Genomic DNA, 19390 nt, shown 5'->3' on the forward strand with positions numbered 1-19390 from the left:
TGTACTCGCCCAGGACCGTCAACGGCAACGATCACGAACCGACATAGCGGTCATATAGCGAGCGTGCGTGGGGGATGTCGCGAACACCGCTGATCACGGCTCGGCCGTCTCGAAAGAGCGTCACCATTTGATTCTCGCAAAGCGCCAGTCGCACAAAAAAACGCGAGGAGGTCACCGTGCCGATGGACTGCCATGCTCGCGACATTCGCAGCAGATCGACACTTTGTCCCGATCCCGCGATCTGAACCGCATCCCGGCCACAGAGTAATTCCGCTGCCACGGTGTTCATCCCGGCGTCGAGGAAGTCATAGCGATGGTGAGCGCAGGCCGGGCAGTGGGGATCGGCCTGCAACGCGATCGCGCGAAAGTGATTATTCCACAGGTCAACTGACAAAATCTCGCTGCGAACGCTCGACCGGTTTCCCGAAATCCATTTGATCGCTTCACAGCTTTGCAGGCTAGCGATCAAGTGCGTTGCGGGCGCAATGACGCCTGCGGTGTCACACGTCGCCGTTTCGCCTGGTGCCGGTGGATGGGGCAATAAGCATCGCAGACATGGTGCGGTGGCGGTGAACAGACGGACTTGCCCGGTCGCGCCAATGCAGCCGCCATGCACCCACGGGGTCTTTGATTTCAGCGACCAGTCATTGAGCAACAAACGGGCCGCAAAATTGTCGGTCGCGTCGATGACAATGTCGATATTCTCAAGTTGCCGCGAGATGTTGGCGGGGGTGATGTCGACAACTCGCTCCTCGATATTGATCGACGAATTGATTTCTCGCAGGTGTGTCGCGGCCGCTTCGACTTTCGCCGCTCCCGCCTCAGCGTCCGCTTCGGTGTACAAACTCTGACGCTGTAAATTACTCCACTCCACAAGATCGCGATCGATCAGACGCAGGCAGCCGACGCCGGCGCGGGCGAGTTGGTCGGCGGCGACGGTGCCGAGTGCTCCGCAACCGAGCACCGCGACGCGGGCGGCCTCGATCCTACCCTGGCCAGACTCGCCGATCGGACCGAACTGGGCTTGGCGGAGGTAGCGTTCGTGGGACCGGGGACGGGGCATGGATCGGTTGGCAGAGGGTGCATGATTGACAGAAAAGGACCGAGACAGTGGGCTTGTAAGCCGGGTTTTGTAACAGCGAATTGCTGCCAGTGACCATTTATCTGTGCGCGACGATTGCTCGCCGCCTCAATTGCGACCTACCCGGGTGTCGATAGCGAGGCGGGCCGCCTCATGCACCCTGTTTGGTCTAGCTCCGGATGGGGTTTACCGAGCCGGCCGAGTCACCTCGGCCGCTGGTGCGCTCTTACCGCACCGTTTCACCCTTACCACGCATTCGCGGTCACAGCTCAATCGAGCAAGTGACCGTGAACCGTTCGGCGGTTTACTCTCTGCTGCACTTTCCCTAACCTCGCGGCCGGTCGACGTTATCGACCATCCTGCCCTACGGAGCCCGGACTTTCCTCCAGCAACGAAAGATCGGCGATGGACCAGCCACCGCGACCGCCGCCACCAGCGGTCACCCCGCCCACTGTCTCAGTCAGCCTTTACAATCCCCCGAAATGATCGCGGTGACAAGCCGTTGACTTCGTAGGGAATCGGATCACGGTCCCCTCCGAGGCCGATTGGCGAGCTCGGGACAATGCTCCCAAGCTACCAAGACTCGTTTCACCCCACCTTTTCCTCGGCGGAACTCGGGCGCAGATAGTCAGGCACCAGTTCGAGTGGGTCGGTCGTCTCACCGCGTGCGAACATTTCAGCAGCGACGCGGCCGACGCCGACAGCCCGCACTTCGCCGTCGCCCGACCACTCGCTGAGGTCAATCGAGCCGTCCGCGGACTTGAAAACGGCTCGATCGCCTGCGAAAAGAAATTTATTTTTGTCCTGATCTGAGCCCGGCGTTTCCGGGGCACCCGCCGCCCACGCGAGCTCCGATTTCCACTCCTCGGCGGAGACGATATCGATTTCCGCTGGCTGCCCCGGCAGAAATCTGCCCCGATACAACTGCCCTCGATAGGCTGCCAAACCCACCAGAATCGGGCGTGGCAGTCGCGGCAATGACGCGTGATCGCGATCGGCAAGCATCGATTGTTGAGCCGCGATATTGGCAATCCCGACAAGCGAGTTGACAGCCACCAGCGGAATATCAAGCGCGTAGGCCAGCGTTTTTGCAGTCGTGACTGCAATCCGTAGCCCTGTGAACGACCCCGGGCCCGCCGCCACGGCGATGCTGCCAAGCGAATCGAGCGTGCCGCCAGGGAGATATTTGGCCGCGAAATCCGCGATCAGCGGCGCCAGACTGGCCGCGGCCCGCGTATCCTGTGTGAGCGGCCGAGCCGCAACTACACTGGTGCCTCTCAGCAATGCGATCGATCCTTCCCGCCCGATGACTTCGATGGCAAGTGAATTCGCGTTACTGGATTGGGCGGGTGGCCCAGATATTTCCTGCTGCATAGGTTGTTGCACAATTTTCATAAACGCTACAATCCCCAACTCGCTACCGACGATCGGGAAGCTGGGTCGCAGACAATCGTTTGCATGGACCTGGTAGGCGAGCGAGGTGTTTTTTGAGTGTCCGAGTTTAACTAGGTTTCGAGAGTTTTCGTGAAGCGAGCATTGATCAGCGATATCCACGGTAACCTGGAAGCCTTGCAGGCCGTGATGGCCGACATTGATGCCATCGGTGTCGACGATATCTTTTGTCTGGGTGACATTATCGGCTATGGACCCAATCCCTGCGAGTGCCTTGACATCGTGATGCGCCGCTGCAAGCGGACGATCCTAGGCAATCATGACCAGGCCGCCTTATTCGACCCCGATGGGTTCAACCCGATGGCCTTGAAGGCGATCTATTGGACCCGCGACCAGCTCGATGCGGGCAATGGCAGCCAATCCCAAATCAACGCGCGCTGGGATTTCCTCGGCGAGTTGCCGCGCTTCGTCAATGACGAACCGTATCGATTCGTCCACGGCTCCCCTCGCGACCCCACCAACGAATACGTGTTTCCCGAATACGTCTACGACACGCGGAAAATGGAGATTCTGTTCGGCAAAATCGACCAGTACTGCTTCATGGGGCACACCCATCTGCCGGGAGTTTTTACAACCTCCTGCGAATTCATTCCGCCCGAAGACTGCGATCACACCTATCCACTGGGTTCCACCAAGTTGCTGGTCAACGTCGGTAGCGTCGGCCAACCACGCGACGAGAACCCACGGTCGTGCTACGTCATCCTCGACACCGACGCAAAGACGATTACCTATCGACGTGTGGCTTACGATATCAATGCCACCGCCGAAAAAATTTACGCACAGCCCGATCTCGACAACGCGCTCGGTGACCGGCTCAAACGAGGACACTGATCGGGTGACACGTACCGCAATCTTAAGTGATATTCACGGCAATCTCGCTGCGCTGAACGCCGTGATGGCGGATATTGAATCACAAAAAGTCGATCGCATCGTTTGCTTGGGCGACGTCGTGGGCTACGGTCCCCAGCCATGTGAATGCTTAGACCAAGTCATGGAGTTTGACTTCTGTGTGCTCGGCAATCACGACAGCAGCTCGCTGTTCGACCCGGAAGGGTTCAACGTGGCAGCCGAGCAAGCAATCTTCTGGACGCGCGCCCAGCTTGAAAAAGAGGGCCCCAATCCTGAACTCAGCCGCCGACGAATCGAGTATCTATGTGACCTACCGAGGACGGTGCGCGAACGGGATTGGCTGTTCGTCCACGGTTCCTCCCGTGGACCCACGAACGAGTACGTCTTCCCCGAAGACACTCAGAACGTGAAGAAGATGGAAAAACTGTTCTCGCTGGTGCCCCGGTTGTGCTTCCAAGGTCACACCCACGTGCCCGGAGTGTTCACGGTTGACCACCGCTTCATCCGGCCTACCGAGACAGGCACCGGCTATTCACTCGCCGACCCGCACGCGAAGCTGATGATCAACGTTGGCAGCGTCGGCCAGCCCCGGGACAGCGATCCCCGCAGTTGCTACGTGATCGCGGACCCCGAGGTGCTTGAATTCCGCCGCGTGGAGTATGACATCGAACGCACCGTCAAATTAATCGAAGCGGAAAGCGACCTCGACAACTTCCTGGGCTACCGACTCCGCGAAGGCCGCTGAGCACGGCGTTGGTGTGTGGGCTAGCCACGGCATCATACCGGGCTGGCGATCGATTGGTGGTGGCTCAGTTTCAACTCTGCAGTTGTGTCCACTAACCTAACGCTGCGAAGCGTTTTTGTGCGGTGAACTGCTGGATTCGTAGCGTGGGACCATTGTCCCGAGCGCGCAGGCTGGCGACCGTTTACCGAGAAAACACCCCGGACGGGACAGTGGCCCCGTCCTGCGTTCGGAAAAATTGCTTCACAGCGTTGCCCGCAACCGCGCAGCGGTGGCATGGGACAGCCCCGGACGCCAATCCGGGGTCGTCGTTGCGCAAACATTGGGAATCGCGAAGCGATGGCAGGCGTTTCCAATGTCCTTCCTGCGAACGATCTGATGCTTGAAACACATGTCGTCCCTTCGGGATTGTGCGGTCATCTTTCGCGGCCCCACCCCCTGGACTGGCGTCCAGGGCTATCACCTGCGGTGACTTCGTCACTAAGCGGGGGCGAATAATACGGCGCACCTCCATGCCGTGCGGCCCCAGATATCGTTCCGTTCGACCAGGCAATAAAAAAATCGCCACTCAGATAAGCCTGAGTGGCGATTTTGAGGGTTTCAGAGAGCGGTTACGCTGGCTTAGAGACTATTCAGCAATTCGTCGATCGCGTCCTCGTATTCTGGATAGAGGTCCGTGATGTCGGTCACGTCATCGACATCGCTGAAGACGAAGTCGTTGGTGCCACCGAACAGATCGACGCGAACGTCGCTACCGGTATCGAGCACGGCCAGGTGGTCGGCATCGATGCTGGCCGATTGAGTCTTCAGATCGTTGTTGACGATAACCAGCAACGCATGGTCGCGATCCTGATTCATCAGCAGTTCGACGTACTTGGCATTGCCGAAGTCTCTGCCCACCAAGACTGCCCTTTGAACCAAGGTGTGATCAGTCGATTGGGAGTAGAAGAAGCTCGACGTCTCACCGAAGGTGACGGTGGGTGGGAGCCCCTCGCGATTCGGATCGGTCGTCAGGATGTTTCGGCCTGCGTAGTACTGCGAACCCAGATCTTCGATCACGAAGTTCGCCGTGACAGGGGCTGGATTTTCCGAACCGCCTGCGTCAGGAACGCTGATCGGGATCACACCGTCGGAGCCCTCACCGGCGATCTCCATGCCAGGAGCCAATTCAAAGCGGATCTCATAGTCTCCGGGCGGCACATCTTCGAACGAGTACCGACCACTACGATCGGTGACCACGGTCAGGCTTGTGCCCGCAGCACTGCCGACACCGACCAGATGCACGCGGGCACCGACGAGTGTCGTTTCACCTGTTTCGTAGGTACCGTTGCGAACAGGGTCCGCACCGTTGTTAGCCACCTCACCAATGTTCGAGATCGAATCGAGGAACAGTTGGCCAGTGACCGTCGATCCGATGACGACATTGTCATTGACGGTAATCGAAACGGTCGCGGTATCGCTGCCGCCCTGGCCATCGCTGAGCGTGTAGACGAACGAATCCGAACCCACAAAACCACTATCGGGCGTGTAGGTCACAATGTTGTTTGCAACGGAAACCGTACCGTGGGCAGGCATATCACCGGCTGCGACCGTGACCGTTACGGTATCGGCTTCACCGCCTGGGTTCGGCGTATCGTTGGCCAGCACGTTGATTTGCTTAGCCGTGTCCATCACGACAACAGCCGTGTCGTTGTTGGCGATCGGAGCATCGTTGACGGCGGTAACCGAGATCGCAATCACACCCGTGTCGCTGCCAGCAGAGTTGGTGGCTTGGTAGGTGATCGAATCGGAACCGAAGTAGTCCGCTGCCGGTTTGTAGCTCAGCACGCCGTTAGTGATGGTCGCGGTGCCGTGACTGGCACCGGTAATGAGCGTGATCGTGGCCGTCACTTCGGAGGTCACGAGCAGCGTCAGATCCTTGGTGGTGGTGGCCGCATCTTCGGCGAGCGTCAGTGTTCCGTCAGCGGCAACGGGGGCAGCAATCACATTCGTGACGTTGATCGTGACAGTGGCTTCCACTGGGGGTGCGATGCCGTCGCTGACACTGACGCGGAAAGAGTCAGACCCGCTGTAGCCTGCATTGGGTTTGTACTGAATCAAACCGTTGGACAGCAGTTCGGCGGTACCGTTGCTTGGATTCGTAACCACGCCTGCCGTCAAATTCGTTGAATCGATATCCGTGGCAGCACCGGCGACGTCAATGTCAACCGAACCATCCTCGACAACCGTTCGCGAAAGATCGCCCAACACAGGAGCATCGTTAACCGCATTGACCATGAACGTCAGCGTACCCTCGTCTGAGCCAACCGCATCGGTTGCACGATAGACGACGGTCCCGGATCCGTTGGCGTTTTCAGTGAGATCGAGAACCAGGTTGCTGCCGCTAATTGATGCAACCCCCAGGCCGCTGGCTTGGCTGACGATCGTGTAGACAACCGAACCGGCTTCCGAGGTCGTCAGGGCACCCAGATCGACAGTCACATCGCCGGAATCTTCGTCAACTGCGGGGACGTTTTCGTCGCCAGCGACAGGGGCGTCGAGCACATCAATCACGCTGATCGAGATCGTACCGCTGTCCGAGATGCTGCCATCGGCATCCGTGACGCGGTATTCAAAGCTAAAGCCACCCTGGGCCGCGGTTCCAAGCGAATTAACGACGAGCTGGTTGTTAATGACCGATACAGCCCCCAGCGGCGAGTAGGTCTGATCGGGAAGCGAAACGATCAAGTCGTTCGTGGGTGTTTCCACGTCCGAAGGACCGGTTTGCCCGCTGCCAGGCTGGAGCACGTTGATGGTCCGCGTCGCCATTTCGTTGACGTCGAAGCTCAGTGGCGGTGCGATGGGGGTATCGTTGACGGCGGTGATCTCGACAAAGATCGTCCCACTGGCACTGCCAGCATCGTTGCTGGCCGTGTAGGAAATCGAAACCGGCCCATTATCATTCTGGGCGGGCGTGTAGAAGATCTGCTCGCCGTCGATGCGAACGGTGCCGCGACCGGCAGGTGCAGTCGCACTGTCCAACGAGATGCTGGTGCTGCCGCTATTCACGGTGATCAGATTGTCCGCGGTGAGATCGGCCACCAAGACTTCGCTCGTGACACCGCCACCATTGTCTTCGTCGATGGTAATGTTCTTGTCCGCGGCTGAAATTCCGCTGACGTTACTAACGACGCTGACGGTGACCGTCGCACTGTCGCTGAGTCCACCGGTATCGGTGATGGTGTAAGTGAACGTGTCCGTCCCCGACGCCGCACCGGCGTTGGGGGTGTAGCGAATTTGATCGCCGACGACGGCGATCGTGCCGAGCGTGGGAGCGAGCGAACCCGGTGTGATCGTCAATTCGCTGAGTGGCTCGGAGTTGTCGCCGCCCGCATCATCATTGGCGAGTACCGGGATCAGAATTTCGCTGCCGACATCGACCGACAGAGTCCCCGAGGAGGGGTCATCATTGGCAATCGGCGAATCGTTGACGGCGGAAATGTTGACAGTCACCGTGGCTGTGGCGGTCCCACCGCTTGGTGTCGTGGCGGTGTACACGACCAGATCCGTGCCAAATTTGTTGGCATCGGGCACATACGTCATCACACCGCCGGCGTCGATCGTCCCGACTCCCAGTGCACCCTGTCGGGCCGGCACATCGTAGGTGATCGTTTCTCCGGTCAATGCGCCGGTTACCTGGAGCTGAACCGTCTCGCCATCCGTGTCATCTTCCTGGACAGGCAGGGTCGCATTGTTCGCGGTCAGTTCGCCGGTGTCTTCGCCCACAACGTTGAGCTGGAACTCAGACCGCTCGTCCAAGTGAATGCGGTCCGGCGACACGGTTTCTTTCCCGTTATCGGTACCGTAAACCAGCACACCTTCGAAACCGACTCGAGGTTCGACTTTATCCAGCTTGACGCCGACATTGGTGGCAACCTTCACGGCCCGAACGGGGATACTGAAGGCGTCGTAGGCGGTCGTGAAGCTATAATCTGTGATGATATCGGTCAGCTTACCGACCGGACCGAGCGTTCCGACTTCATCGAAGATGTCGGTGCCATTGCCCTCAACGTCCACGTCAAAGGTTCCGATGTTACGGTCTTGGCCATAGATCAAAGGGCCGAGGCCGTCGTTAAGCGATGGATTCGGCGGAACATTTCTGCCGTCGTTCCGCATGAATGTTTCATAGCGTGACGTCAGAGTGATGGGGTTGAAAGAACCGTCGGGCAGAATCACGTTCTGCTCAATCGTCGACACGGTCTGATCAACACTGTTGATCACCAGACGTGTTTCCAGACGCGGCACGTCAACGTCAGCCAAATCGAGCCCGTTGTATTCCACGCGAACCTGGAATGGACTCGTTGCCGAAGTGGTGCCTGCGCTAACGTCGATTTCGTCGGCGGTGATGTTCAATTCACCCGCGCCGCTGCTCAGCTGCACGATAGCATCGTTAACGAACTGCTCGGTGTCCGAATCGCTGTTGCCCAAGAAGTCGGCCAGTGATGCCGAGACAACATCCGAGGGGTTATCAGCGAAGTAAAACTCGATCGTGCTATTGGGCGTCGAGGCGTTGTCGAGAATCGTGCGGTTAAAGTCGAAACCTTGAATTTCGCCGACCGCTGGGATCAGCACACCGGTTTCGTTGACGAGAATATTGGTCACCGCCTGGAAAACACCAAACGAACTGCTGCGTCCGCGGTCGTCCTGGACAGCAACTTCGAGTTTAAAAATGTCGCCGTTGTCGACGGTGTAACGGACACCCGTTGCCCCGGTGCTGGTCGTGTACGTGCCGTCTTGCGCGATCAGGCTGTCATCGAGATTCCGTGGCGTCAACTCAAACCGCACATCATAATCGGCGGCCCCCTCCGGCCCGTTGAGCTGGTTGATGACCTGCAGAGAATCCAACGCCGAAACCTGGTGATCCGCATTGACGTCCACAAACCCCACGCCCATCAGCATGGCACTCGAGGGCTCACCCTCGGCACTCTCGTTCATGTAGTTGATCACACGCAGAGCGTCGAGGGCCGTCACCTGGCCGTCATTATTAACGTCGAACTTGTTCCAGTAATTGTGTGCCACCGCGTAATCGTCAACATCGTCGACGGGAGGTGCTGCATCCAAACCCAAGCCGAGGTCGCCCGCGAAAAGCTGTCGTTTCTCCAGCATCTCCGTCAATAATCGACGGTTATTCGAAAGTGGGCCACGCGACCGATCTTCGCTGGCTCGGCGTGACTTCGTCGGCTGCACGCGGCGAAGGAGGTGACGCAGATTGTTCATCTGTTTTCTCGGCAATACGGTGTGATGGACAGGGTCGTGAGGAACTTTTGACGCTCATGCGCAGGCAGACAGCGTAATTACAAAAACTGTAAGCTGGTAGGGAATTTCAGTGAGCATCGCCATATTACCTAGGACGCCTACGTTATCAACGTTATCGGCGCTTTCGGTGACGGCCATTAGGCAGAAAGTTGGCAGTGGTGATGAATAGACGAATTGTTCCAGGCAATAGTTCCAAAAAAACTCATGGAATCCGTCTAGACTGCCGCTACTTGACGAACGCAGAGTCGATTTTTTCGCTCTGTTTCAGAAATTCGTCAATCGATTTTAACCGCTTATCCACGTTCGGTTCGATCATTTTCATGATCAAACGGGCCAATCGGGGGTCGACGTCAGGACGCCGCTCGAGCAGATCGGTGGGCTCGGTCGAATCGTGCTGCAGAGCCGCCCGGCCGGTCACAATTTCCCCCTGCCAGGGGTGAGAAAACGTCAACAGACAGTAAAATGTCACTCCGAGCGAGAAGATATCGACCCGTCCGTCCGTATGACGGCGACGAACAATCTCAGGTGACATGTACAGCGGTGTGCCGGTGCGGTTGCCCGGTGTCATGAAGGGCGGGGTCGCGGGAACGGTCAGGCCGAAGTCGATGAGCTTGATGCCCGACACGACTTTTTGGTCCTCGGCTGGCAATGTGCAAATAAAGTTTCGGGGGCAGATATCCCGGTGAATGAACCCGCTGCGGTGCACGTACGACAACGCTTGGGCCATCTCACGCATCAACATCAACTGTACCCCGTCGATCAATTCGAGCCGCTTCCGGACGATGACGTCCTGCATACTCGGGCCGCGAATGTATTCCATCACGAGGATCCGCTGGCCCTTGGTCGTGATGCCGTGCTCGTACGTTTTCGCGATCAATTCGTGCTGCATTTGCATCGCGATCTCGCCTTCAGAGGGCTTTTTCAAGCCCTTGAAACGAGATTCGAAGAGCTCAAATTTCTCGATGTCGAGAATTTTGACACCGACATCCTCTTTGCGTTGGAGATCGTAGGCGACAAAGAAATTGCTCATCGTGCCCGTTGCGGCGGTGCGCGAACGGGCAAAACGCGCGTCGACATCAATTTTCTTCAGTGACGCACTGCCACCGGAAAACATGCCCTTGAGGGAATCGAGCAGGCTCACGGCTATTTCCCGCAGTAGTCGATGGCGCTGGCGATCTCGGTCTTGAGATTTCGTCGCGGCACGATGCGGTCGATATAACCGTGTTCGAGCAGGAACTCGCTGGACTGGAACCCTTCGGGCAGCTCAATACCAATGGTTGCCTTGATTGTCCGCGGCCCGGCAAACCCGATCATGGCCTTGGGTTCGGCGAAGATCAGATCGCCCAGCGACGCGAAACTGGCCGCGACGCCGCCCATGGTTGGGTTGGTCAATACGCTGATGAACAAACCACCGGCTTCGTGATACCGGGCCAATGCCGCGGAGACCTTGGCCATTTGCATCAGCGACAGGATCCCCTCGTGCATGCGGGCACCACCGCCACTGGCACTGATAATAATCAGAGCGATGTTTTGTTCGGTGGCGTGCTCGATCAATCGCGTCAAACGCTCGCCCACGACACTCCCCATGCTCCCCATGATGAACGCACTGTCGGTGACAGCGAACGCGACACGGCGGGCCCGGATCATGCCGGTGCCCGTCACCGCGGCGTCACTCAAACCGGTCCGCTTCTGTTCGCCGACAAGACGCTCGGCGTAGGGGCGGCGGTCTTTGAATTCGAGCGGATCGCACGGACGCAGGTGCTCGTTCATGGGCTCAAACGTGCCCTCGTCGAGCACCTGAGCGATCCGTTCGAATGCGCTGACATAGAAATGGTGATTGCATTTCGGGCAGACATTGAGCTGTTGCTGGACCTCTTTGCGGTACAGCGATGCACCACAACCGTCGCACTTCAGCCACAATCCTTCCGGCACGCCACGACGCCGAGGCGCCGACTTACCCGCGCCAGCCACATCGGTCGCCGCCGACGCTTCAGGAGCCACGGGCGAGTTTGACAGCGTTTTGGCGGCCGTGTTCGGCGACGCGCCAGCCGAATCAGTAGGAACGGTTGTATCCACGGGATAGTCAGCTCGAAAGTTCGAGAAAAAGTGTCGGAAGGGCTCGTCTCAAGCCAAGATCATATCGTCGACGGTCGCGCCGCCGGGGATCATTGGCAAGACGTGTTCTTGATACGGAACCTCGACGTCGAGCAGGAACGGACCCTTGGAGTCGATCATTTCTCGCATGGCATCCTCCAAATCCGCTTTACGCTTGACCGTCGCGGCACCGCAACCGTAGCCCTTGGCGATCTGCACGAAATTCGGGTACCGGTCGCTCGCATATTCGTAACGATCGGCCGAACTCTTGCCCTTGGCTTCATCGTGATGAATCGGCCCCAGGTAGGTGTGGGCACGATTACGCTCCATGAAGCGATCTTCCCACTGCACCACCATGCCGAGGTGCTGGTTATTGAGCAAGAGCACCTTGACCGGCAGTTCTTCGCAGAAACACGTGGCGAGTTCCTGAATGTTCATCTGGAAACTGCCGTCGCCGTCGATGTCGACGACCAAGGCCCCAGGATGAGCCGCTTGCACACCCATCGCCGCAGGCAAACCAAAGCCCATCGTGCCCAGTCCGCTGCTGCTCATCCAAGTCCGCGGTTGGCGGAATTTATAGAACTGAGCCGCCCACATCTGGTGCTGGCCAACGCCAACGGTGATGTAGGTTTCCCGTTGGGCGGTGAGATCGCTCAACGTGGAGATCGCGTGCTGCTGGAGAATGCCGTCAAACTCAGTGTCGTACTTGAGTGGGTATTTCGCCTTCAATTCGCCGCAGTGCCGCTGCCAATCAGCAATATCGGGCTTCTGCACGATCCGGTTCAGTTCCGTCAAAACCTGTTTGACATCACCCCGCACGGGAATATGAGCAGTCTTGTTCTTATTCAGTTCCGATGCGTCGATATCGACGTGGATGATCTTAGCCCCCTTGGCGAACGCCTCTACCTTGCCGGTGACGCGGTCGTCGAAACGCACCCCCAAGGCGATCAACAGATCGCAATCCTTGACGGCGTAATTTGCGTAGGCCGCCCCGTGCATGCCCAACCAATCGAGGGAATGTGGATTATCGGGTTCCACCGAACCGAGCCCCATCAGCGTGGTGACCGTTGGGATACCGGTTTTACTGATCAGGGTCCGCAATTCTTCAGTCGCTTCGCCAAGAATGATACCGCCGCCGGAATAGATCACCGGTCGCCGGGCCATTTTGATGGCGGCCGCGATCTGACGAATCGTTTCGGGGGGCACTGTGGGCGTGGAAGCGTCGTAACCCGGCAAATTCATGGGCGGATCGAGATCCTCGGGCATCTCGCTCAACTGCACGTCTTTGGGCATGTCGACGAGCACGGGCCCAGGCCGGCCGCTCGCAGCGATATGGAACGCCTCCTTCATAATCCGCGGCAAATCCTTGATATCCGTCACGAGATAGTGATGTTTCGTGATGCCACGACAAATCTCGACCATCGGCGTTTCCTGAAACGCATCGCTGCCAATCGAGGCGACGGGCACTTGGCCGGTGATGCACACCAGCGGGATGCTGTCGAGTTTCGCGTCAGCGATTGCCGTGACCAGGTTCGTCGCCCCGGGACCGCTCGTCGCCATCACAACGCCGACCTTCCCGGTGCTGCGGGCATAGCCTTGGGCGGCGAAGGCGCCGCCCTGCTCGTGTCGCGGCAGAATCGTACGAATCGATTCGCCAAACCGAGTCAGTGCCTGGTGCATCGGCATGCTGCACCCACCTGGGTAGGCAAACAGTACTTCGACACCATGGTCGACTAACGATTTGACCAGGACATCGGCTCCGTTCATCACATGCTGCGTGGGCGCGGGTGACGTGCTCGAAGCAGTACTCATCAGCGGTATCTTTCTGTTCAAAAAGGGTGTGTGTGGGGACCGGCGGTAACAATTCTAGCCACTTTGCTGCAGTTTGATGCAGATGGACCTTGCCCCCGAGCGGAAAAACTTCCGATTCTTAACCCCTCAAGTTAAATTCCCCGCAGCAAACTGACAATGGTGAAAACAGGGAAGTGTCCATGATGGGTTGGTCAATGAACGTGCTCGCTGTCGCGATTGGTGGTAGTCTGGGCGCTTTATGCCGCTACGGACTCACCGTTCTGTTTACGCAGGGGCCGCTACACCGTTTTATTGCGGGAATTAGCCACTTCGTCGGCGGAGAGGCGGGTTTCGCCACCACCCTGGCGAATTTATTGGGTTGTTTGCTGCTGGGACTGATTTATCAATGGTCTGAAAGCTTCGCCAGCCTAGGTGAAACACCGCTGAGCCCGCGCATGTTGCTCGCGATACGGGTGGGTGTCCTGGGCAGCCTGACCACTTTCAGTACTCTGATCGGGGATATCACCGTGCTCGGCGGCGAGGGACGCGCGACTGCGAGCCTGACCATGCTCGGCGTGAATCTGATCGGCGGATGCACCCTATTTCTGCTGGGGGCCGCCTCGGTCAGAGGGGTGCTATCATGACCCGGCTCACAGCGTATCCATTGACATGGCTGCTGGTGGCGGTATTGGCCACCAGCCGGGCTCCAAGCTCAGGAGCGGGCGAAATTGACCGTTTCGACCTGGACAGCATTTCGCTCCAGCCGGCCTACATATCCCCCTCGCTGCTGCGCCAGAGTAGCAGCTTGCGGGCGGTCGCGATCTCGCCCCCTCAGCGCACTCCGTCGGGGCCCCGCGTCGCCATTGCCGTGGGAGACGCCGGTGCGATTCTCCGCAGCGATAATCGCGGTGAAACCTGGCACGCGGTGGAACACATTCATCTTGATGGGCCGGCTGATAACACGCCCTTTGGTCGCTCCCCACGCCGCTCCGTGGAGCCACCGCAGATCCCGTTTTGCGATTTCACCGATGTGTTGTGGGCTTCGCCGCTCGATGTGATTGTCGTGGGCGGTGGCTACGAGCCGGTCACGGGGATCAGCCGGGGCGTCTGTGTGGTCAGTCGCGATGGCGGCCAGACATGGGTCCTGGGAGATGCTCACGAACTTCCTCGACTACAGAAATTGCGGATGGGAGGTCCGGTGACAGCGTCTCGGGACCGGCCCCAACGTGAATTGGCCCCCGGCGTGCTCGAGGCGACTGGCGACGTGTCCGAAGCCAGCGGCGTGGATCAGTTCTACAGTTACGACGGCGGGCAAACCTGGGTCGAAGATATCCGAACGACGGATTCGTCGCGGGATGCAAATCGACTCCCCCTCGGCGGCCAATCATCCGTTCCAACTCAGACGATCGAGACACCGGTGGGCCCCGTCACGGTCAACGACCTCACGGTGCCGGGCGATACCGACCAATTCGCGGTGTCCTCGCACGGTCGTATTTGGCGTCGCAGTCAACCGAACTCATCGTGGGAGGCCGTTCGTGGCCAAGGCCGCGGTACCGCGGTCCTGTTCGTCGCGGCGTCACCGGCAGCGGTTCCGTGGTCGCTTGCCGGACGTGAATCACTGCACGAAAACCGTCGCACGGCGATTTTGATCGATACCGAACAATCAGGGATTGGAAAAACAGATCCCATCGCCGAGAAAGACGTCAACCGCTGCCGTGCCGCCGCGACGATGCTGGGCGTCTCCGACGTTGCCTGTGTCGCCAGCAATACTCAGCGAACGAATTGGCTGGCCGAGCATCGGCCTACCGTTGTGGTCCTCGACGAGAGTCTGAGCCCGGCAACCCAGCGGGCCTGGTGGGCGTTGGTCCAGCAGACTCGCACCCGCCCGGCTTCACAATCCGAGCAGGTCCCAGGAACCGATTGGAGTGGCCCCCAACGGGTGATCCTCACCCGCCGGGTAACCGCGGGGTCGGATCGAACGCATGGTTTCAATGAATCGAGCACTGCATCGAACAAGGCGTGGTACCGAAACGATGCCGACCCGCGTTGGCAACGCGCCTGGAATCATGCCTCGGTGCTTCGCGGCAACGCCCTACTGAGCGGTCCCGGCGTGCTCGCCAATGACCTCGCGACCGACGCCCTGATGCTGGCGGCGCCACAGCAGTCAGCGCCGCCAGCGATTGAGATGGCGACGCTCGACGATGCATCGGGGAGTGTTCGCCGCGACGTGGCCCTCGCCGCTGGTCTGGCATTGACCGATGGACAAAATCGCGGGGTTGCCGAAACCCTGACCGCTTCAAACCGCCGTTTGCAGATTTCCACCGCCCGGATGAACCAAACCCGACGGCTGCAGGACGAGCTGCTCAACTTCGGTCTCGCCCATCGCTCGCCTACTGAGCAGTCACGCCTGAGCGACAAAATTGAACAACTACTCGCGGTCACCGCGCCCGAGGATCGCGCACGATTGTTGTGGGATGCCATGGCCGTCGCGATGACCACCGAACATGACGTCCCGCAGGTGCGTGAATCGCTACTGTCACTGATCTCCAAGCATGGCCAACCCGCTGCGATGCGGCGATGGGCGGAAGTCTACGTGGAAACGCTGGCCTCTAGCGTGGAACGTCGCAGCGTGACTTCGCCCGTTCAGATTGCCGACTGGCAACGAAAAACGTCCAAGTCGGTCGGCAACGTCGCGGCAAATTTGGGCGGCGATACTGAATCGAGCGGGACGACCGTAGCCGCAGCGGGACACACCGAAAATGGGCAGACTCTCTCTCCCTTTCAAATTGCACCGGTCTCCTACGAAGAGGAAATCGAACCGCCCGCGCAGCGATACAACGCGGCCTACACGTCGGCGATGCAGTCACCTCAGCGGACCGCACCGGCTGTCATTCTGGTGCCCGAAAGCAAACCGATTCCGTGGCAAGCCACGCGTAACTGGAATTCCTTGGCCACGCCCCTGGGTGAGATTCCCGGAGCCGAGCCGCTGTCACGAACGGATGAAAAGGCAGGTAATTTGCCCGCGCGAATCAATTGGGATTACCACCCGGTCGTCATGGCCGCCCGTGGGATCGTCCCCCAAGATCGCAGTGGTGGCGCGCCGGTGCCGGGACAGGGTGCCATGCATGCACAGGGGACCCGCGACGAGTCTGGCCGCAAGACATCCCGCTACGTTCCACCCCATACCTCCGACCGACCGCTGCTCGACGGTCACGACGATGATGCCTGTTGGACCACCGCCGATCGCTGGACAGGTAATGGCTACGAGGCTCGCTGTGTGGCAGATGAGGACTATCTGTATTTCGCAGTTTCAGCCGCCCAGAGTGATCGCGTGCGATTGTCGTTGGACTGCGACGGTGACTATTTCACTGCCCTGCGATTCGAAATCAGTCGTGACGGGGCTCGCCGCGTCAGCGTTGACGCGATCGGGACGATCTCGCCAGTGTGGTATTCTGCAGTGGCCAGTGAAACGGCCCCATCCGCCTCCGACACAGCTGCCGGGCCGCTGCTCGCCGAGATCGCAATTGCTCGTTCGAGCCTCCCGGCAGCGGTGTGCCGAGTTCAAATCCGCCCAGCCCACTCTCACCCGAAATCGCAATGGGATGTCATGCCCAAGGCCTCCGAGTGGTACCCCACGCGGTAACGCAGAGCCGCTCTGTGGGTCGCGGCAGCAACGGGCTGTAGCGAGCCGGGTGCGACCGCCCTGCCGATTCCCCCGCTTTCGTGTCCCCAAGGCGTTGCAAAGATTTACCGGCGGACGAGCGAAGCCAGCACGGACAGAGACTCATGCGGGCGGGACGCCCACTTCGATCGTCGACAACTCTGACCGCAGAGCGTATCAGCCATCTTTCTTCCGCTCGTTCCGAATTGCTTCGGAAAACAGTCCACCGCGTTGCCCTGCGGCGCTTTGCGACTATGTTTTCGCCTGCAACTGGAACTGACGGTCCAGCCAGAACGCTGGCGTGCCTCCGGCACCTGGCAATTGCAGCATCGAGCCTATCCCGCAGTGAGCCCCGCGCATCCCTACGAAACTAATGACCACTGATTCCCCAGACGCCGCACCGTCCACCACCTCCGCACCATCGGATCCGCCGGGGCGTCAGCGGCCTGCAGCATACGGCCCTGCTGCATACGGGCCCGAAAAACGCTTGTTCGACAAGGTCCACACGTGGGTCGACGTGTTTCCTTGGTTGCGTTTGGTCCGCGTCTGCCGCGTTGCGGGCGGGCCGGTATGGATCACTCACGCGTTGATCATTTCGCTGGTCTGGCTGCTTGGTCTCGCATGGCTGTCGGATCAACCGGTGCGCTCGCTCGGTACGGCGGGCGTCGTGCCGATTTTTGGTTTGCCGCAGGTGAGCTCGACGATGCTGAGCGATGCGTGGGCTGCCCTACCAGGCGGGAACCTAGCGGCGCGGATCGATATTTCGCGGGACTGGAAAATCGCGGTGTGGACGATCTTGCTGTGGTTACCGACCATGATGGCGCTGCTGCGTGTGGGAGCGATCCTGACCGCGGGACGGGATATTCCGTCCTACATCAGTACGTTTCGAGCCGTCGGCGGGCGTCTGCGAGGTGCTGCGGTGATCGTGCTGCTGCCCACTGCCGTGGCGGCGTTCTTTGCCCTGGTTGCCTGGGGCGTGACCTGGCTGGCGGTCGCCCTCGGCGGCGAATCCGAGCAGATGACGTGGGCGACCTGGTTGAGCCTACCCATCGTTTTGCCCGCAACGTTGATTGCCGGCCTGATGATCCTGGGTGGCAAGTTCGCAGTTCCGCTGGGGCTGACCGCGGCGCTGATCGAGCCGGATGCAGACCCCATCGATGCCCTCAGTCGCGGCTACGAATACACGCTGCGGCGGCTGCCCCAGCTCGCCCTGTTGTCAATCGTCGCCCTGGCGATCTCCTCGGTGGTCGTGTTGGGATGGGTTGGATTGTCTCTGGCCACTCGCAGTCTCGCCATGTCCTTCACGCCGACAAACCTGCCTCTGCTATTTTGCCTCACGCTGCTACCTTCTGCGATCGCCGTGATGATGCTGTGGTCGATGCTGGGCGGCATCTATTTGCTGCTGCGCCAGTCCGCTGGCGGTCAAGAAGTCGAAGATCTGGCGATCGATTCAGACCACTGGACGTCCCCCAAAATGCCCTCGGTGCAAGAGAAACCATGACGATCGCCGCTACACCTGTGTCTGGAGTATCACGGGGGCGAAGGGGACGTGTTTGACCGTGGCGCCGCCGTTGTAAAACTCGTAGCCTGCGATGTGCACGCCCCGCAGGCGGCGGTGGGTGTGGCCGAACACGATGCGGCGCACACCGTCGCTGACCCAATCCGGTTGACTGCGCGTCCAACGGAGTAGTCGCAGACAGACATCCTTCCGCCGGTGCGCCACACCAGCGGTCGCCAGGTGCAATCTCGCGTTCACGGCGACGTTGTACATGCTGTTGCGGATCGCGGGAGGCCGAGCAACTCCCGTGCGCTCGTGTTGCCATCGCGACCGATATGCCGCCAATCCAGTATCCACGCCACCGCCTTCGATCACGTCTCCATGAACCATCAAGCAGTCGCCAATGCGGATCGCATCGAGCCCCACGTGAACCGCCGCTGGCTGGATCGACAGCTGGTGCTGCGGCGGCGAATCGGATGGCCCTTGCGGGGTTCCCGCTGCCCATCCAGAGGGAACGATTCCTTCAGAGGGCCCCGCCCATTGCGAGAGGGCGTCTTGAAATTCCGGTTGAGCATCGTGGTTTCCAGTGAGATACACGAATGTCTTCATCGGAAATTCACATCTCCAGCGATCGAGCCAATCGATGGCCAGTTTACGCGATGTCGGACCATCGCCCTCGCACGACCAACAGAAGTCAAATAGATCGCCACCCCACACGCAGACATCCGCGGCCTCAATGGCGTGGCGAATGGCGAGTTCATGGTCGGCGTAACTGCAGCGTGAACTGAGCAGATGTAAATCGGAGATAAATGCTGTGGTGCAGGGCGCGGTTGATTCGCTGCCGCGTCGATCACTGCCAGGTCGAACCAATGTCGCGATATTGGGCAAGTTGTTATCATGAGGGCCGTGGTCGACAGACATTCGCTC

12 protein-coding genes and 1 other RNA gene are annotated in these 19390 nt (G+C 59.4%); 5 read left to right on the forward strand and 8 right to left on the reverse strand.

Going from position 1 to position 19390, the window contains the following annotated elements; all coding sequences use genetic code 11:
- Window positions 1-31: 31 nt before the first annotated feature.
- The 3 genes from SH410x_RS20815 to tsaB all read right to left on the reverse strand — a co-directional run bounded on the left by SH410x_RS20815 (window position 32) and on the right by tsaB (window position 2476).
- Window positions 32-1063, reverse strand: coding sequence for a ThiF family adenylyltransferase (locus SH410x_RS20815; protein WP_473670427.1), 1032 nt, complete (start codon window positions 1061-1063; stop codon window positions 32-34).
- A 40-nt stretch (window positions 1064-1103) separates the two neighbouring features.
- Window positions 1104-1536: RNase P RNA component class A (rnpB, locus tag SH410x_RS20820), an RNA gene on the reverse strand.
- Window positions 1537-1669: 133 nt separating this feature from the next.
- Window positions 1670-2476 carry a tRNA (adenosine(37)-N6)-threonylcarbamoyltransferase complex dimerization subunit type 1 TsaB gene (gene tsaB, locus SH410x_RS20825; RefSeq protein ID WP_473670428.1) on the reverse strand — a complete coding sequence of 269 codons (807 nt, stop codon included), beginning with the start codon at window positions 2474-2476 and terminating at the stop codon, window positions 1670-1672.
- 129 nt (window positions 2477-2605) lie between these two features.
- On the opposite strand from tsaB, the gene SH410x_RS20830 reads away from it, so the two are divergent.
- Both SH410x_RS20830 and SH410x_RS20835 read left to right on the forward strand, forming a co-directional pair.
- Entirely contained in the window at window positions 2606-3364 is a 759-nt protein-coding gene (locus SH410x_RS20830) for a metallophosphoesterase family protein (RefSeq protein WP_473670430.1), read from the forward strand.
- A gap of 4 nt (window positions 3365-3368) precedes the next feature.
- Window positions 3369-4127, forward strand: a complete 759-nt coding sequence (locus SH410x_RS20835; protein WP_473670431.1) for a metallophosphoesterase family protein — start codon at window positions 3369-3371, stop codon at window positions 4125-4127.
- A 618-nt stretch (window positions 4128-4745) separates the two neighbouring features.
- Here the strand turns inward: SH410x_RS20835 and SH410x_RS20840 are convergent.
- The 4 genes from SH410x_RS20840 to ilvB all read right to left on the reverse strand — a co-directional run bounded on the left by SH410x_RS20840 (window position 4746) and on the right by ilvB (window position 13325).
- The gene (locus SH410x_RS20840; protein ID WP_473670432.1) at window positions 4746-9380 is read right to left on the reverse strand and encodes an Ig-like domain-containing protein; all 4635 of its coding nucleotides are present in this window, start codon (window positions 9378-9380) and stop codon (window positions 4746-4748) included.
- 265 nt (window positions 9381-9645) lie between these two features.
- A complete protein-coding gene (locus SH410x_RS20845) occupies window positions 9646-10560 on the reverse strand; it encodes a serine/threonine protein kinase (protein WP_473670433.1) in 915 nt (304 codons plus the stop codon).
- Between the two features lie 2 nt (window positions 10561-10562).
- Complete coding sequence (gene accD / locus SH410x_RS20850; RefSeq protein WP_473677366.1) at window positions 10563-11420, reverse strand: acetyl-CoA carboxylase, carboxyltransferase subunit beta; 858 nt, start codon at window positions 11418-11420, stop codon at window positions 10563-10565.
- Between the two features lie 123 nt (window positions 11421-11543).
- A complete protein-coding gene (gene ilvB, locus SH410x_RS20855; protein ID WP_473670434.1) occupies window positions 11544-13325 on the reverse strand; it encodes a biosynthetic-type acetolactate synthase large subunit in 1782 nt (593 codons plus the stop codon).
- A gap of 194 nt (window positions 13326-13519) precedes the next feature.
- Between ilvB and SH410x_RS20860 the strand changes: the two genes are divergently transcribed.
- The 3 genes from SH410x_RS20860 (at window position 13520) to SH410x_RS20870 (ending at window position 18466) form a co-directional block, all read left to right on the forward strand.
- Window positions 13520-13948: a fluoride efflux transporter FluC gene (locus SH410x_RS20860; protein WP_473670436.1), complete on the forward strand. Its 429-nt coding sequence runs from the start codon at window positions 13520-13522 to the stop codon at window positions 13946-13948.
- Window positions 13945-16947: a hypothetical protein gene (locus SH410x_RS20865; RefSeq protein ID WP_473670438.1), complete on the forward strand. Its 3003-nt coding sequence runs from the start codon at window positions 13945-13947 to the stop codon at window positions 16945-16947. Before SH410x_RS20860 ends, SH410x_RS20865 begins: the two co-directional genes overlap by 4 nt.
- A gap of 391 nt (window positions 16948-17338) precedes the next feature.
- Window positions 17339-18466: a hypothetical protein gene (locus SH410x_RS20870; RefSeq protein ID WP_473670441.1), complete on the forward strand. Its 1128-nt coding sequence runs from the start codon at window positions 17339-17341 to the stop codon at window positions 18464-18466.
- A 9-nt stretch (window positions 18467-18475) separates the two neighbouring features.
- Here the strand turns inward: SH410x_RS20870 and SH410x_RS20875 are convergent, their stop codons facing one another.
- Window positions 18476-19384 carry a metallophosphoesterase gene (locus SH410x_RS20875; protein WP_473670443.1) on the reverse strand — a complete coding sequence of 303 codons (909 nt, stop codon included), beginning with the start codon at window positions 19382-19384 and terminating at the stop codon, window positions 18476-18478.
- Window positions 19385-19390 lie beyond the last annotated feature (6 nt).

Source organism: Rhodopirellula sp. SH410 (genome assembly GCF_055811895.1).